Source organism: Cryobacterium sp. TMT1-66-1, assembly GCF_004403435.1.
Classification (GTDB): domain Bacteria; phylum Actinomycetota; class Actinomycetes; order Actinomycetales; family Microbacteriaceae; genus Cryobacterium; species Cryobacterium flavum.
The window spans coordinates 163,133-177,274 of sequence record NZ_SOGP01000021.1 but is presented as its reverse complement, the minus strand read 5'-3'; the positions used below and the strand labels follow the sequence as shown (position 1 = coordinate 177,274).

Genomic DNA, 14,142 nt, shown 5'->3' with positions numbered 1-14,142 from the left:
TCTGCCACGCCCGGCATCCGCTGCCCGTATCACCGGGCCACGCCTGGAATGTGTCCGTCATGTAACAGCGCCCCAACATCCCACCGAACAGCCTGTGATGATCTGGTGATCGAAAGGTAACGGGTGCCACGTTGGCCGGAAACACGCGCTGGCTAACGTCGAAGCAGGGAAGCCGCCCGGGCTGCCTGCAGCTCTGCACCACCTCCTGAGGGGATTTCGATGACATCCAGCACCGTTGAATCAGCACCAGGCACCACCGCACCCAGTACCGATGAGGCGGTGCTGGTGCACCGTCCGGGTCGATGGATCGACAATTGGAACCCCGAGAACAAGAAGCAGTGGCAACAGGGTGGCAAACTCATCGCCTCCCGCAACCTGAAATGGTCGATCTTCGCCGAGTTCCTCGGTTTCGTGGTCTGGCAGCTCTGGAGCATCGTCGTCGTGTCGCTGCCGGCCGCCGGCTTCACCTTCTCCACCGCCGAGGTGTTCTGGCTCATCTCCATGCCGAGCCTCGTCGGCGCCACGCTGCGCTTCCCGTACACCTTCCTGGTCCCCAAGTTCGGTGGCCGCAACTGGACGATCATCTCGGCCGGACTGCTGTTGATCCCGTCGATCGCTCTCGGCTTCTGCGTCGGCAACCCGGACACCCCGTTTGGCGTCATGCTGTTCGTCGCCGCGCTCGCCGGCTTCGGCGGCGGCAACTTCGCCAGCTCGATGTCGAACATCACCTACTTCTACCCGCAGAGTCAGAAGGGCTACGCGCTCGGCCTGAACGCGGCCGGCGGCAACCTCGGCGCTTCGATGGCCCAGCTCATCGTGCCGATCGTGATCACCCTCGGCGCTGTCGGCACGCTCAATATCTCGCTCGCCGGCTGGTTCTGGATCCCGTTCATCCTGGTGGCCATGTGGGGCGCCTGGAAGCACATGGACAACCTCACCAACGCCAAGGCCGACTTCGCCGGATCCATCGCCGCAGTGAAGGAGCCGCACTTCTGGATTCTCGCCGTGCTCTACATCGGCACCTTCGGTTCCTTCATCGGCTTCGCGAGCGTCTTCCCGAAGCTCATCGCCGACCAGTTCCCCGCCTACTCCACCTTCCAGGTCGCGTCCGCCTCGCTGTCGCTCGCCTTCATCGGCGCCTTGGTCGGTTCGCTGGCACGCCCGGCCGGCGGACGCCTCGCCGACCGCTTTGGCGGGGCATCCGTCACCGTCGCTGCCTTCGGCGTCATGGCCGTCGGTGCCCTCGTGGTGGTCGCGGTGCTGCCGCTCGGAAACTTCTGGGCGTTCCTCGGCAGCTTCCTGCTGATCTTCGTCGCCACCGGAATCGGCAACGGCTCGACCTACCGTATGATTCCGAGCGTGTTCTCGGCCAAGAGCGGAGTGAACGACGCCCACCAGAACTCGGGTGACGTCAACACCCAACGCAAGACGGCAGCAGCTCTCGGCCTCATCTCGGCTGTCGGAGCCTACGGCGGATTCATCATCCCGCAGGTGCTCGGCCACTCCAAGACAACGACCGGCGACTACTCCAGCGCGATCTACGCCTTCGCCATGGCCTACGTCGTCATGATGTGTGTCACCGCCTTCGTCTACCTCCGCCGCGGCTCGTCCGTCGCCGGCCAGAAGATCTAGGAACCCATGCCCGTGGCCCGAACCCACTGCCCGTACTGCGCCCTGCAGTGCGCGATGACGCTGACCCCGGTCGAAACGCCGGTTGAAACGGATGCCGCAGCATCCGTTTCGCAGGCCACCGCAGTCGTGACGGTCACGGGCCGGGAGTTTCCGACCAACCGCGGGGGCCTGTGCAAGAAGGGCTGGACCTCCGCTGAACTGCTCACATCGCCGGACCGCATTCTCGAACCCCTGCTGCGACAGGCTGACGGTACCTTCGAGCCGGCCTCCTGGAGCGACGCACTCGACCTCGTCGCCTCGAAACTCCGCGAGGCCCGGGCGGAACACGGGGCTGACGCGGTCGGCGCGTTCGGCGGCGGCGGCCTGACCAACGAGAAGGCCTACCAGCTCGGCAAGTTCACCCGAGTGGCGCTTCGTTCCAGCCGCATCGACTACAACGGCCGGTTTTGCATGTCGAGCGCCGCCGCCGCGGGAAACCGGGCGTTCGGCCTCGACCGGGGATTGCCGTTTCGGGTCGACGAGCTCGACACGGCCGACACCATTTTGATTCTCGGCTCCAACGTGGCGCAGACCATGCCGCCGTTCATCGGCCACCTCGAGGGCGCCCGCGCCGCTGGCGGCCTCGTGGTCGTCGACCCCCGCCGCACCGCGACCGCCCGACTCACCGACGACGGCGCCGGCAGGCACGTGCAGCCGACCCCCGGCAGCGACCTCGTGCTGCTGCTCGGCCTGACCCACATCGTCATCGCCGAGAAACTCGCCGACCTCGATTATCTGGCGAGCCGCACCACGGGCTTCGACGCGGTGCGCCGCAGCGTGAGCCAGTGGTGGCCGGCCCGGGTACAGGAACAGACCGGCGTGCCGGTCTGGCAGCTGCGTGAACTAGCCCGGCGCCTCGCTGGCGGGGCTGCGCGCGGAGCAGCGACCGGCAGCGGCACCTACATCCTCACCGGGCGGGGCGTCGAGCAGCACGCCGATGGCACCGACACGGCCACCGCCGCGATCAATCTCAGCCTGGTGCTCGGCCTTGTTGGCACGACGCACTCTGGCTACGGCACGCTCACCGGCCAGGGCAACGGGCAGGGTGGACGTGAACACGGGCAGAAATGCGACCAGCTGCCCGGCTACCGCAAGATCAACGATCCCGCCGCCCGCGCGCATGTCGCTGGGGTCTGGGGTGTCGACCCCGATAGCCTGCCCGGCGTTGGGCTTCCCGCGGTCGAGCTGCTCAGCGCGCTGGGCGAGCCGGGCGGCGTCCGCTGCCTGCTCGTGCACGGCTCTAACGTGGTCGTCTCGGCTCCGAACGCAGACCGGGTGCGCGCCGCCCTGAAAACCCTCGACTTTCTGGTCGTCGCCGACTTCTTCTTCTCCGAAACTGCGGTGCTCGCCGATGTCGTGCTGCCGGTGACCCAGTGGGCCGAAGAGGAGGGCACGATGACCTCGCTTGAGGGCCGCGTCATCCGTCGCCGCCTGGCCGTCGACGCGCCGGAGGGCGTGCGCAGCGAACTGTGGATCTGGCAGGAACTCGCTCGCCGGCTCGACTCGGCGTCAACGTTCAGCGCCGAAGCGTCCGAGGTGTTCGACGAACTCTGCCGGGCGTCGGCGGGAGGCCTGGCCGACTATTCCGGGCTCAGCTATGAGCTGCTCGACTCCGAGAAGCCGGCCTTCTGGCCGTATCCCGCAGGGTCCACCGGAACGCCCCGCCTATTTCTTGACCGCTTTGCCCACCCCGACGGCCGCGCCCACCTCGTCGCCGTCCAGGCCCGTCGCCTCGGTGCACCGGCGCAGGTCGACGGCACCCTCACGCTGATCACCGGCCGCCTGCTCGAGCACTACCAAAGCGGCACCCAGACTCGGCGGGTGCGCGAGCTCGCCGATGCCCAGCCGGAGGCCCGACTGCAGCTGCACCCGGCTACCGCGGAGCAGCTCGGCATCATCGACGAGGCCTGGGTCGAGGTCAGCAACGACCGGGGAACGGTGCGCTGCCGGGCCCAGGTGAGCACCGACATCCGCTTTGACACGGTCTTTCTGCCGTTTCACTTTGCCGGCGATCAGCGTGCCAACCTGCTGACGGACGACGAGACCGATCCCGTGAGCGGTATGCCCGAATTCAAGAAGACGACCGTTCGAGTGCGTGCGCTCGTGGAAGCAGGCGCCCATGTCTGAACACCGGAACCCTGAGCACATCGTGCTGGTCGGCTACGGCCCGGTCGGTGCCCGTTTCGTCGACGAGCTGCTGCCGCTCGTGCGGGCCGGCGCGGCAACGCTGACCGTAGTCGGGGCCGAGAGCGCGGACGCCTACAACCGGGTGCTCATCGCCGAATATGCCGTCGGCAACGCCGACCGGGAGAGCCTGGATATCACCGACACGCTCGCCGCCCGGGAGGCCGGCGTGCACCTGCGCCTGGGCCTGAGCGTCACGGCCATCCTCCGCAGTCGCCGTGCGGTGTCGCTCAGCGATGGCACGCTGTTGCGCTACGACCGGCTCGTGCTCGCCACCGGCGCCCGTGCCAACGTGCCCACCCTCGACGGCGTCACCCGCGTGCGCCGCGATCGCCAGGCGCCGCCAGCGGAGGCCGCCACCCTCGACACCAGCGGCGCCCCACTCCCGCGCGGGGTTACCGTGCTGCGTGACCTCGACGACGCGCAGCGGGTGCTCGCGGCCGTGACTGCCGGAGCCCGCATCGTCGTGCTCGGCGCGGGCGTGCTCGGTATGGAGATTGCCCTCGCTGCGGCGACCGCCGGTGCCCAGGCCTGCGTGGTTTATCACGGCGAGATTCCCATGGCACGCAACCTCGACCGCGGCGGCGGCAGCGTGCTCGCGCAGAGCGCCCGCCGGGCCGGCGTGACCATGGTCAACCACTCTCGCGCCGAGAGCCTGCTCTTTCACCAGGACGACGACGGAGTGGACCGGTTCGACGCCCTGATCTGTGCTGACGGCAAGCAGATCCACGGCGACCTGCTGCTGCTCTCCTGCGGTGTCGGCGCCCGCATCGAGCTGGCCCAGCTGGCGGCCCTGCCGGTGTCGACCGGAATCCTGGTCGATGAAAACCTACAGAGCTGGGGAGACCCGCGCATCTACGCGATCGGCGACTGCGCACACGTGGCTCCTGCGCCTCGCGCCGGCGCTTCCACCGCGCTGCCCTCCGGCGGGCCCAGCGGCCTGATCGGGCCGGGCTGGCGCCAGGCCGACTGGTTGGCAGCGCGATTCACCGTCGAGGTGGTAGGCCGGGGTGCGGCGTTGCCGCTGGCTGCTTCGGTGTCGGCCGTGGTCATGCTGAAGGCCGAGGGCATCGACGTCGTGTCGGTGGGAAACACCGGCGCCGACCCGTGGGATCGTGCCGCTGATAACGCCAGCATCGACGCCCACGCTGCCGGGTGCTCCGGGGCACCCCTGAGCGTCTCGCAGTGGGCCGACCCCGAGCACGGGCGCTACGTGAAAATGGTCACCCGTGACGGTATTCTCGAGGGGTTCGTCTGCGTCGGCATGCCGCGCACCGCCGCCGAACTGACGCTGCTGTTCGAGCGCGGCAGCGAACTGCCAGCCGATCGCTCCGTACTGCTGCGCTACGACGGGCCGGACTACGAGCCCTCCGCGGGCAGTGCGTTCGACCCGGGTGCGACCGTGTGCTGGTGCAACGGGGTCACGGTCGGAGCCATCGCCGACTCGGCCGCGGCCGGCAACACCAGCGTTGCCTGCATCAGCTCGGCCACCAGGGCCGGCACCGGATGCGGCGGCTGCAAAATGCGCATCATCGACGTTCTCGAGCGCTTCGCCACGTCCGAACCCGCCGCTGGAACAGCCGGGTAGGCATCCGTTTCTCCCGGATTTCTAGGGAAAATGTTACAACCCAAGAAAATGCTGAGCTTTACCCGGTTTCGCCACGGGTGTGGCCGTTACACTGCTGCACGACCGACTTGATTCGAGGGAGAATTTACATGCTCAGTAACCTGACCGGATGGCATTTTCTGATCATTCTCGTCGTGATTCTGCTCTTGTTCGGCGCTCCGAAACTGCCAGGGCTCGCCCGCAGTCTCGGTCAGTCGATGAAGATCTTCAAGAGCGAGATCACCCCGGAGCGCACCGAGGAAACATCGACCGACAGCAGCTCCGGCACCGATTCGAGCGGCACGCCGAACCCGAAGGTCTAGGCCAGATGGTCGTGCAGGGGGTGCGGAGCGCCCCGGATAAAGGTGCAAACAAGCGCACAGGCAAGATGTCTCTCGGACAGCACCTGCTGGAGTTGCGCAAGCGGCTCTTTCTGGCGGCCCTCGGCATCCTGGTCGGTGCGATCGCCGGCTGGTTTCTGTCGAGTTTCGTCTGGGACGGCCTGCGCGAGCCGATCTACGCGATCGTGCGAGCCCAGAATCGCAACGCGCAGATCAACTACCCCGACATTACGAGTGCGTTCGACCTCAAACTGCGCATCTCGTTCTATGTCGGCCTGATCGTCTCGAGCCCGATGTGGCTCTACCAGATTTTCGCGTTTCTCACCCCCGGGCTTACCCGCAAGGAAAAGCAGTACACCTTCGGTTTCTTCTTCACTGCCGTGCCGCTGTTTCTTTCCGGGTGCGCGGCCGGTTGGTACGTGCTGCCGCACGTGGTCGAGCTCATGACGAGCTTTGCGCCCCGACAGGATGCTGCGCTCATCAACGCGCAGAACTACTTCGACTTCGTGCTCAAGCTCATGATCGCCATCGGAATCGCGTTCGTGCTGCCGGTGTTCATCGTGCTGCTGAACTTCGCCGGGGTGATCAGCGCGCGCTCCATCATCAAATCCTGGCGCGTGGCGATGCTCGTCATTATTCTGTTCACCGCCATCGCGACCCCGGCCGCCGACCTGGTGTCGATGTTCCTGCTCGCCATTCCCATGGTGGTGCTCTACTTCGCCGCCTACGGTATCGCGGTGCTCCACGATCGCCGGGTGGCTCGCCGGCTACCCCCGGTCGGCAGCGACGGGCTCCTGCTCTGACTCGCTAGCTGGCACGAGCGGGCGCGGGCTGCCGGCATCCGCTCTGCTGGCGTTTAGTCGCGCCGGAAAACATACAGAACGCACAAACCTACAAAGTGAGCATAATTCTTATCGTTTGCTTACGTCCGTGTCCAGCCATCCGGGAGATTGATTTGAGCGGGTAGGTTGCCGTTGTTACTTCAGACCCACCCGGCACATTCGCCAATCGACAGGAGAACAAGAATGTTTGATCAGGGTTTCATTACCAGCGCTATCAACCGCAGTGCAGAGAATTCTTCGGACCGCCGAAACTTTCTGCGGGCGGCTGGTGTGGCCGGGTTCGGTGTGGGAGCAGCCATGCTCGCCACTGGCTCACCGGCTTTGGCCGCGGAATCGACCGGCCCGGCAGCCGCGCCGAGTGACGCGTCCATTTTGAACTTCGCACTCAATCTCGAGTACCTCGAGGCAGAGTTCTATCTGCGGGCTACGACCGGCAGCGGGCTGCCCGACAGCATGACGACCGGAACCGGTACCCGCGGCGGCGTGACCGGTGGTCGGATGGTGCACTTCAAGACGTCGATCATCAAGAAGTACGCCGCCGAGATCGCCGCCGACGAGAAAGCTCACGTGGCCTTCCTGCGGTCCGCGCTCGGTAGCGTCGCCGTGTCACGCCCCAAGATCAACCTCGACGCGAGCTTCACCGCCGCCGCCCAGGCGGCCGGACTGGTCAAGCCCGGACAGAAATTCGACGTGTACGCGAACGAGGCGAACTTTCTGTTCGGCGCGTTCATCTTCGAAGACGTCGGAGTCACCGCCTACAAGGGCGCGGCGCCACTGATCTCGAACAAGACCTACCTCGAAGCGGCCGCCGGCCTGCTCGCGGTCGAGGCCTACCACGCCGGCGTCATCCGCAGCACGCTCTACGCGCTCGGTGTGGCACTGCCCTCGGTGTACACGACCGTGCAGGCGATCTCCGATGTGCGCGACGCCGTCGACGGCCCGACCGACCTCGACCAAGGCATCGGCAACGCCTCGAAGTCGAACCTCGTGCCGACCGACGCCAATGGCCTGGCGTTCAGCCGCAGCGCCGCCCAGGTGCTCAACATCACCTATCTCAACGCGGCTCCGGTGCGGTCGGGCGGGTTCTTCCCGGCCGGCGTGAACGGTGTCATCAACACCAGCGGTGCCAACGGCTAGCCCGTCATTACCAAAGCGCGCGGGAGTTGCGCCAGTACGCGGGAGGCGAAACTCCGGCGTACTGGCGCAGCTCCAGCGTCGCGCGTGACGCGGAAGTGCAGGTGGGGCCGCGAACACTGACAGTGACGGTGCCGGTGGCCGCTGAGGCCGAGCGGGCGACGCTGTGGCGCGACGTGATCGTGGCAAAGGCGTCGTTCTTCGCGCCCTACGAGCACAAGGCTGGCTGCACCGTGCCGATCGCGGTGCTTCGCCCCCGCTAGACCGGCCCGGGTGCAGGTTCAATCATGAGCTCGGCAGGCAAACCTGCGCCCAGCGCGTCACTTACGAGACGGACACCGAGATCTCGTGCAGTCCGGTGGCCCCGTCGGGCGCGACGTCGGCAGTGGCTGACGTTTGCACGAGACCCTCGGCATCCGTTGCCCGCACCTTGACGGTATGGTTACCGATGGTCGCATCGCTCCAGGTGTAGGCCCACTGCCGCCAGGTGTCGACGGAGATCACGTCGGCGAGGGTGGCGTCCTTCCACGGGCCGTCGTCGATCTGCACGGAGACACTGCTCACTCCCACGTGCTGCGACCAGGCGACGCCGGCGATGACGACGGATCCGGCGGGCACCGAGGTGCCGTCGCGCGGCACGTCGACCCGGGAGGACAGCTTGACCGGGCCGAGTTCGGACCAGCCGCGCGGAGTCCAGTAGCCCTGTTCCTGGTCGAATCGGGTGAGTTTGAGATCGACGACCCACTTCGTGGCCGAGACGTAGCCATACAGCCCGGGCACGACCATGCGCACCGGGTAGCCGTGCTCGAGCGGCAGTGGTTCGCCGTTCATACCCACGGCAAGAATGGCGTTGCGACCGTCGGTCAGCGCTTCGATCGGGGTGCCGGCCGTGAAGCCGTCCTCGCTTGTGGAGAGCACCATATCCGCCCCGCTCGTGGGCGTGGCGCGGGCCAGCAGCTCGCGAATCGGGTAGCCGAGCCAGGTGGCATTACCGATCAGGTCGCCGCCGACGTAGTTCGACACACAGGCCAGGGTGGTCGTGCTCTCCTCGAGTGGCAGCGCGAGCAGCTCGGCGAAGTCGATCTCGACCTCATTCTCGACCATGCCGGTGACTCTCAGCCGCCAGGTCGTGGGGTCGATCCGCGGCACGCTCAGGGCGGTGTCGATGCGATAGAAGTCCGCGTTCGGCGTGATCAGCGGGGTGATGCCCGCCACGTCGAGGCTCGCCCCGGCCGGTATTGCGGCCTGCCGAACGGATGCCGCTGGCAGCGTGAATAACGCGCGCGCGGCATCCGCTGCCCTGGTCGCTGCGGCGCTGAGCTGGCCGCCGACCAGGGCGAGCAGCCCGATGCCCGCAGCGACGCCGGTGTAGACGAGAAAGCGGCGGCGGTCGGGGCCGGGCGTCTCGGCGCGGTCCGAGGTGTCAAAGGGTGCGCCCAGTTCGAGCGCCCCGTCGGGTGTGGCGGCGGTGCTCTCGGTGGCTCGAAGTGTCGGCAGCCTCGTGGTGAGGAAGGTCAGCGCGATCGCGGCGACCCCCATGGCGACAACCGCCGGCACCGCGTCTAGGGTGGAGGCGCTTGAGCGGGAGAGCGCCGCGAACAGGGCGATCGCGCCGATCAGCACGACAAGCAGACGGCCAAACGGTGGACGCCTCGATTCAAGAATGCCGGCCAGAGCGGCGACCACGGCCAGCACGAGCACGATGGTGACGATGAGCACGAACTTGTCGGCCGTGCCGAACAAGCCGATCACGAGTTCTTTGACACCGGGCGGAACAATGTTGATGACGAGCGCGCCGACGGTCAGCACCGGGCTCGCGCCGGGGGCGATCCATGCGGCAGTCAGCTCGGCCAGGCCCAGGCCGGCCAGGGCTGCGGCGAGTCCCGCGGCCGCCGGGCGCCAGAGGGCCCGGGCGCGGCGGGGGGTCCGAGCCGCAGCGGTATCGGGGGTGACATAAACCATGCAGCCAGCCTAGAACCGGCGGCTGTGATTAGCACTCTGCCCGGGGTCCGCGCCGGTTTCGTCAGACATCCGTCACATCTTGGCTCCGGGTTTGGTGGCTAAGTCAGGAGATCGGCGATGAAATGACCGATTGCCCCGCCTTCGTGCACCTTTCCGAGGGGATTTCCGGAATTAGCCACGGGGGAGGGACGGCGTGGGTACCGTTCGTGGGCGGGAGCGGCAGAAGTAGTGCAGTGTTAAGGGACTATGTCTTTGCTTGTGCGCCTCGAAAACGAAACCGACCCCGACGTTCTCTTCGAGGCGTTCGAATCCTGGGCGACCGACCAAGGCCTCACCCTGTACCCGGCCCAGGAGGAGGCGGTCATCGAGATCGTCTCCGGGGCCAACCTGATCCTCAGCACCCCGACCGGAACCGGCAAGTCGCTCGTGGCCGTCGGCGCGCACTTCGCCGCGCTCTCGGCCGGCAAGCGCAGCTTCTACACCGCGCCAATCAAAGCCCTCGTGAGCGAGAAGTTCTTCTCCCTGGTCGAAACCTTCGGCGCCGAGAACGTCGGCATGATGACCGGCGACTCGAGCGTCAACGCCGACGCCCCGATCATCTGCTGCACCGCCGAGATTCTCGCCAACCTGGCACTGCGTAACGGCGAAGACACCGAGGTCGACCTCGTCGTGATGGACGAGTTCCATTTCTACGGCGACCCGGAACGCGGCTGGGCCTGGCAGGTACCGCTGTTGCTCCTGCCGCGCGTGCAGTTCATCCTCATGTCGGCCACCCTCGGCGACGTGAAATTCATCAGTGACGACCTGACCCGGCGCACCGGGCGGCCAACCGCCGTCGTCACCGGGGTGGAACGCCCGGTCCCGCTCAGCTACTACTACGAGCAGACGCCGGTGCATGAAACGGTCGAAGAGCTGCTGCACACCGACAAAGCGCCGGTCTACATCGTGCATTTCTCCCAGGCGGCCGCCCTGGAACGCGCGCAGGCCCTCGCGAGCGCCAAGGTCGCCACTCGTGAACAGCGCGACGTCATCGCCGAACTGATCGGCGAGTTCCGGTTCACGACGAGTTTCGGCAAGACCCTGTCGCGGCTCATCCGCATGGGAATCGGCGTGCACCACGCCGGCATGCTGCCCAAGTATCGGCGGCTGGTCGAGCAGCTCGCGCAGCGCGGCTACCTGCGGGTGATCTGCGGCACGGACACCCTCGGCGTCGGCATCAACGTACCGATTCGCACCGTGCTGTTCACCGCCCTCACCAAATACGACGGCGTGAAAATGCGCCAGGTGAACGTGCGGGAGTTTCACCAAATCGCCGGGAGGGCCGGGCGGGCCGGCTACGACACGGCTGGCACGGTGGTCATCCAGGCGCCGGAGCACGAGAGCGAGAACCTCAAGGCCATCGAGAAGGCCGGCGACGACCCGAAGAAGAAGCGCAAGATCGTGCGCAAAAAGGCGCCGGACGGCTTCGTGTCCTGGGGCGAACCAAGCTTTCGCCGTCTGGTCGATGCCGAACCCGAGACCCTGTCGCCCTCCATGCAGATGACCGCGGCGATGCTCATCAACGTGATCGGGCGCGGCGGCGATGCCTTCGCCCACGTGCACTCCCTGGTCTTCGACAACCACGAACCGTGGCGCCGCCAGCTGGTGTTAGCCCGACGCGCCCTGGGCATCTACAAGACCCTGCGTGAAGCTGGAATTGTGGAGCAGAGCGCGAGCGGCAGCATCCGTTTGACCGTTGACCTGCAGGCGAATTTTGCGCTCAACCAGCCGCTGTCACCGTTTGCGCTGGCCGCGTTCGAACTGCTCGACCCGGAATCGCCTACCTACTCGCTCGACATGATCTCGATTCTGGAGTCGACCCTCGACAACCCGCGGCCCGTGCTCATGGGGCAACAGTTTGCCGCCCGGGGTGAGGCCGTGAACGCGATGAAGCGCGAGGGCATCGAATACGACGAGCGGATGGCGCTGCTCGAGGAGATCACGCACCCCAAGCCGCTCGAAGAACTGTTGAACTACACCTTCGACACCTATAAGGCTTCGCAGCCGTGGATCGCGGACTTCGAGCTCCGGCCCAAGTCCGTGGTGCGCGATATGTATGAGCGGGCGATGTCGTTCGGCGAGTTCATCGCGTTCTACAAGCTGGCCCGCAGCGAGGGCGTGGTGTTGCGCTACCTCTCGGACGCCTATCGGGCCGCGCGGCAGACCATTCCCGACGAGGCCAAGAGCGAAGACTTGCTCGACCTCATCGAATGGCTCGGCGAACTCGTGCGTCAGGTGGACTCGAGCCTGCTCGACGAGTGGGAAGAGCTGCTGCACCCCGACCTAGCCGCGCACGAAGCGGATGCCCACGCGATCCTGCCGCCGCCGCCTCGCCGCCTGACCACCAACGTGCGGGCCTTCCGCATTCTGGTGCGCAACGAGCTGTTCCGTCGGGTGCAGTTGGCCGCGCTGGAACACTACGACGAGCTCGGTGAACTCGATCGCGAGCATGGCTACTCGGCCGATGTCTGGGCAGACGCGATGGACGGCTACTTCGCCGAGCACGACGAGCTACTCACCGGCGGCAACGCGCGCAGCTCCGACCTGCTCATGATCGGGGAGGGCGTCGAGGAGTGGACCGTGCGGCAGATTCTCGACGACCCGGCCGGCGACCACGACTGGGGGATCAGCGCGAGCGTGAACCTGGCCGATTCCGACGAGCTCGGCGCGGCGGTCGTGCGCGTCACCGGGGTGAATCGCCTCTAGCGCGGCGTCGCGCAGGCGCGTGCCAGTGGATCTGCCCAGGACTGTGCCCGATCTCGGTGGCCGCTAACGAACCGACCTAGCGGCCACCGAATTCCGGCGCGCTCATCCGCGGCGGGCGTTGGCGCGGGTGCTGTGGGCTACGCGCCGGGCGCGTTCAGCGGCGCCGCGGCGTCGGCGGCCCACTCGTTGAGCGAGCCGTCGTAGATCGATACGTGCTCGTTACCGGCGCGGATGAGCGCGAGAGCACTCGCTGCCGCGGCGATACCGCCGCCGCAGTAGGTGACGAGGTGACCCGACGCACCCGCCGCTGAAGCCGTGACGGCCGGGGAAAGCGTTGCATCGAGCTGGTCACCGCGCAGGAACGCGTTCGTGGCAGGATCCACGAGCGTGCTGGCCGGCAGGCTGATGCTGCCGGGGATGTGCCCGGCCCGCGAGCGGGACCCGGCCGTGCCGGCGAATTCCGCCGGCGGCAGGGAGCAGACGAGGGCGGCATCCGCTACGCCTGCCACGATGGACTCGACGAAGCTCTTGTCGACCCACAGCTCGGGACGCGGCGCTGCCGTGAACCCGCCGACAACCCGCGGACGCACGCCGCCGGTCGCAAAGGGGCGTGTTTCGGCGTGCCACTTGGTGAGGCCGCCGTCGAGCACGGCGACATCGTCGTAGCCAAAGGCGCGGAACAACCACCAGATGCGGGCCGCCCACTGGCCGACCACGGCGTCGTAGACGACTACGGTCGTGCCGTTGTCGATACCGACGGATGCCGCCGCCTTCTCGAACAGGTCGGCGTTCGGCCGGGAGAAATCAAATTCACCGGCCGGGTCGGAAAAGACGTCGAACAGGTCGGCGAACACGGCCCCGGGAATGTGCCCCTTGGTGAGGTAATCGTCACGACCGCTGAGGTAGCGGGGACCCGCCGCCCCCGACTCGGTCGTGGACGGGGCTAGCGCAAACACGGTGGCGTCGAGAATGACCAGGTTGTCGGAACCGAGATGATCGGCAAGCCACTGGGTCGAGACAACGGGGCTGGAGACAACGGGGCTGGACACAAGGCGCGAAGGCGGAACGGGAGAACTCATGGTGCAAGGCTAGCGGGGGCCGCCGACAGCCGACGGAACCGGTGCCGGGTCGAGTCATCCGGCGACACAGTGGCCGGTGAAACTCCGGCCGGTTAGCGCGTCGTGGTCCAGTCCAGGTTGATGACCTGCTTGATGTAGATGTTTTCGCCGAGCCCCGGTACCGAGGGGTTCATGGTGAGCAGCAATTGCACCGGAATATTGAACCGCTGAGCTATGTCGAAGAACGCGTCGCCTTCGACGACGGTGTAGGTGAGTAGTGCGCCCGCACCGTCGGCGGTCGTGGTGCCGCGGGCTCCAGGCGTAGCGCCCTGGTCAGCCGCCGGCCCCTGCGGGAGCGGCACCGGCTCTGCGTTGGGAACGAGGTCGGGCACCGTCGGGTTCGGAATCAGCGCCGCCTCCTCGGTGGGAACGGGCGTCGGTGTCGGCGTGGGACTCGGTGTGGGCGTCGGCGTGACGGCCGGGGTGATGGTCACAGTGACGGCCGGAGCCGGTTCGCCGGCACAGCCAGCCATCGCCACGAGCAGGAGAGTGGCGACGATGATGCCCCACGGGCGGCGTGCGAGTGTGCTGCGAATGGT

11 protein-coding genes are annotated in these 14,142 nt (G+C 66.9%); 8 read left to right on the top strand and 3 right to left on the bottom strand.

The window, feature by feature from the left end:
* Positions 1–219: 219 nt before the first annotated feature.
* The 7 genes from E3T29_RS14995 to E3T29_RS19730 all read left to right on the top strand — a co-directional run bounded on the left by E3T29_RS14995 (position 220) and on the right by E3T29_RS19730 (position 8,041).
* The gene (locus E3T29_RS14995; protein WP_134346380.1) at positions 220–1,632 is read left to right on the top strand and encodes an MFS transporter; all 1,413 of its coding nucleotides are present in this window, start codon (positions 220–222) and stop codon (positions 1,630–1,632) included.
* A gap of 6 nt (positions 1,633–1,638) precedes the next feature.
* Complete coding sequence (locus E3T29_RS14990; RefSeq protein ID WP_134346379.1) at positions 1,639–3,798, top strand: molybdopterin oxidoreductase family protein; 2,160 nt, start codon at positions 1,639–1,641, stop codon at positions 3,796–3,798.
* On the top strand, positions 3,791–5,443 hold the full coding sequence (locus E3T29_RS14985; protein ID WP_134346378.1) for an FAD-dependent oxidoreductase: 1,653 nt from the start codon (positions 3,791–3,793) through the stop codon (positions 5,441–5,443). The genes E3T29_RS14990 and E3T29_RS14985 overlap by 8 nt, the downstream gene beginning before the upstream one ends.
* A 128-nt stretch (positions 5,444–5,571) precedes the next feature.
* The gene (tatA, locus tag E3T29_RS14980; protein WP_134346377.1) at positions 5,572–5,784 is read left to right on the top strand and encodes a twin-arginine translocase TatA/TatE family subunit; all 213 of its coding nucleotides are present in this window, start codon (positions 5,572–5,574) and stop codon (positions 5,782–5,784) included.
* Between the two features lie 65 nt (positions 5,785–5,849).
* On the top strand, positions 5,850–6,605 hold the full coding sequence (gene tatC, locus E3T29_RS14975) for a twin-arginine translocase subunit TatC (protein WP_134346376.1): 756 nt from the start codon (positions 5,850–5,852) through the stop codon (positions 6,603–6,605).
* 222 nt (positions 6,606–6,827) lie between these two features.
* Positions 6,828–7,781: a ferritin-like domain-containing protein gene (locus E3T29_RS14970; protein WP_134346375.1), complete on the top strand. Its 954-nt coding sequence runs from the start codon at positions 6,828–6,830 to the stop codon at positions 7,779–7,781.
* Positions 7,782–7,882: 101 nt separating this feature from the next.
* Positions 7,883–8,041, top strand: a complete 159-nt coding sequence (locus E3T29_RS19730; protein WP_166792426.1) for a hypothetical protein — start codon at positions 7,883–7,885, stop codon at positions 8,039–8,041.
* Between the two features lie 61 nt (positions 8,042–8,102).
* On the opposite strand, the gene E3T29_RS14965 is transcribed toward E3T29_RS19730, so the two are convergent.
* Positions 8,103–9,740 (bottom strand): molybdopterin-dependent oxidoreductase, encoded by a 1,638-nt coding sequence (locus E3T29_RS14965; RefSeq protein WP_134346374.1) that lies wholly within the window; start codon positions 9,738–9,740, stop codon positions 8,103–8,105.
* A gap of 246 nt (positions 9,741–9,986) precedes the next feature.
* On the opposite strand from E3T29_RS14965, the gene E3T29_RS14960 reads away from it, so the two are divergent.
* The gene (locus E3T29_RS14960) at positions 9,987–12,485 is read left to right on the top strand and encodes an RNA helicase (RefSeq protein ID WP_134346373.1); all 2,499 of its coding nucleotides are present in this window, start codon (positions 9,987–9,989) and stop codon (positions 12,483–12,485) included.
* 137 nt (positions 12,486–12,622) lie between these two features.
* On the opposite strand, the gene E3T29_RS14955 is transcribed toward E3T29_RS14960, so the two are convergent.
* Together E3T29_RS14955 and E3T29_RS14950 are read right to left on the bottom strand one after the other, a co-directional pair.
* Positions 12,623–13,564 (bottom strand): sulfurtransferase, encoded by a 942-nt coding sequence (locus E3T29_RS14955; protein ID WP_134346372.1) that lies wholly within the window; start codon positions 13,562–13,564, stop codon positions 12,623–12,625.
* A gap of 92 nt (positions 13,565–13,656) precedes the next feature.
* Positions 13,657–14,076 (bottom strand): LysM domain-containing protein, encoded by a 420-nt coding sequence (locus tag E3T29_RS14950; protein ID WP_134346371.1) that lies wholly within the window; start codon positions 14,074–14,076, stop codon positions 13,657–13,659.
* Positions 14,077–14,142 lie beyond the last annotated feature (66 nt).